3 protein-coding genes are annotated in these 2,273 nt (G+C 45.7%); 1 reads left to right on the plus strand and 2 read right to left on the minus strand.

The window, feature by feature from the left end; all coding sequences use genetic code 11:
• A partial coding sequence (locus ABW391_RS29315; protein ID WP_353485456.1) for an AAA family ATPase occupies positions 1-293 on the minus strand: 293 nt, incomplete at its 3' end.
• Positions 294-489: 196 nt separating this feature from the next.
• Here ABW391_RS29315 and ABW391_RS29320 point away from each other — a divergent pair.
• Positions 490-768, plus strand: coding sequence for a hypothetical protein (locus tag ABW391_RS29320; RefSeq protein WP_353485457.1), 279 nt, complete (start codon positions 490-492; stop codon positions 766-768).
• Between the two features lie 37 nt (positions 769-805).
• On the opposite strand, the gene ABW391_RS29325 is transcribed toward ABW391_RS29320, so the two are convergent.
• Positions 806-2,273 (minus strand): hypothetical protein (locus ABW391_RS29325; protein ID WP_353485458.1); only part of this gene is annotated, 1,468 nt, incomplete at its 5' end.

Here is a 2,273-nt window from a genome sequence, read left to right on the forward strand (position 1 = left end):
CCATTTTCCTGAAAACCCAAAGCAGTAAATGAAATCCGCACCACGGGGTATTTGCGGTTCCAATCCCAGTGGTCTTCAATCCACAATCCCTTGAATAATTCACTACTCCCCAAATACAATTCTTGCAGCACCGCCAAGGTGATGGATTTTCCAAAACGCCGCGGGCGGGAGAGGAAATAAGCCCCAGGCGTGCGGCACATTTCATAGATGTACCGGGTTTTATCGATGTACTTGAGATCATTCTCAATAATTTTCCGAAAATCCTGCAAACCTAATGGGAGCTTTTGAGCCATGTGCATTGGTAATTTGTGCAAAGATAGGGGTTTTAATGAAAAAGGACTATTCCTTGATAGACCTTATTGTTTGTTTTTAAAAAACAAACAACTTATTTTTGACGAAAAATTATCAAAAATAAGGCAATCCTGAGCCCCATTAGGGGCGATAAAAAAATAAGTGTTCATTTTGCCAGAAACCTTAAACCAATCCGCGATGAGTACTTACGATATGATAGTAAAAGAAGGGGAATCAAAAGCGCAGAAAGTTTTTGAAGAACTGTTGGCAAAAGAGCGCCTGCGGGCTGAAGAGGAACATCGTCTACTGGTAGCAGCCCTCCAAAGAGAAGAAGAAACGCGTCTAATCCTGGACAACGCCATTCTCAATTTACACTTATTGTCAAAAATGCAGCCCGCTGAGATTGCGGTCATTCTCAGCACAGAGGTGGTGTATGTGGAAGAGTTGATCTTGAAAAATGAGCAGAAGGAAGAATAAGATTGATTCGTCCACTAACAGTGGATGTCCAAGCCGCTTATTCTCTCCCCCGCCAAATCACCCTTCCTCCAACAACCATCCGTTCAAACAACCAATCCATGCTCGGATTGGGGTGCTTGCTCATTCCGGTTATTTTCAAATCGCCATCGAGTTTAAATGCCATTGGCAATTCCTCTTGAAAAAAATAGGGCTTCAAAGCCGCTATTGCTGCTGGATCATTGAGGTAGCAGTGCTGCACAGCATATGTATTGGAAACCTCCGCAATGGTACGCTGCCAAACCTCCATTGGGCCACCCAATTGAACCCAGATGAAGCGCAAAGAATCACGGTACACTTTCGAAAGTGTAGGCTGCACGTTTTGAACGAACTGAAGCTCTTTTGGCAACTGAAACTCCTTCAAAGCCTCTACATTTCCTGGCGCATTGACATCCCAAAACACCACTAAAGTGCGCTGGTCAGGGGAGGGCATCAGTTGAAAATCCTGGTTGTTGGGGGTTTTCCAGGTACTTTCTGGCAATTTAACCAACTTGTATTGGATCTCCTTTTTCCGGTACTCCAGTTGCATCACTTTGGCCAGTGGCGCATAATCTTTTGCTTGTGAGATGCGTTCCAGGCTTGCTGCTGCTTCAGTCAAACGATCCAGGTTTTGGATGTGTTGAACGGTCCTAGCCAAATTGAGCAACTCAAAATATTGTTGCAATTTGGGGCATCTCGCCAATCGCGCGTTAAGATGGCCTTGAAAAACTTCGGTATAGCCTTCTGGATAAGCATCCAGGTTGCCATCGTTTGGTTCTTCTTGCCCCATGATATGGAGAGTTTCCATCCTGAAAAGATCATTCAAGGTAGTAATGTACATGGCTGAACGGGTTTCATCCACCAGGGATACCACCCGAATTTGGCGGCGAACCCGATCCAATAAATCACCTTCCAGTCCCTCTGCACTCAGTGCATTGTAGACCTTTATTTTGTCGCTCAAGTACCGTTCGTATACTTTTGCAAGGTACAGTGATACAAATCCCGGATCCGGGTGATCCGCTTCATAAAGCGCCAAGCCTTGCATTTGCTCGTTGTAAAGTGTATCCACAAGTTGTGAGAAAGCAGAAGGGCTTTCCAGTATTTCATGTGGAATAAAAGGACGTTTTTCAAGTTCTGCAAGCAGGGTGTTTTCCCGAGCGGCGCTGCCACCAAAGCTGATGTTGCGTGCATTGATCATCTCAATCCAGAGGCTATCTCCAGGCCGGAGGTACAACTCGATTTTGTCGCGCTGTCCAAACCGGATGATGCCGGGCTGAGTCAAATCCATCAAAAAACGAAAATGACCGCTGGTGTCACTGGTGCCCTCTACGTTCCCCCATTCCTCGATAAACGTAATTTGATTGGAAACCATCATGGCGGTATAGGATACATCGCGCTGATAGGGAAACTTGCCAGCAATGATGGCAGGTTGGGCATACAAAAGGCTGTTGAGCAAGCAACCCAAAAGGAGCAATCGTTTGGACATAACG

Origin of the sequence: Haliscomenobacter sp. (genome assembly GCF_040403615.1) — a bacterium.
In the GTDB taxonomy this organism is placed as follows: Bacteria; Bacteroidota; Bacteroidia; order Chitinophagales; family Saprospiraceae; genus Haliscomenobacter.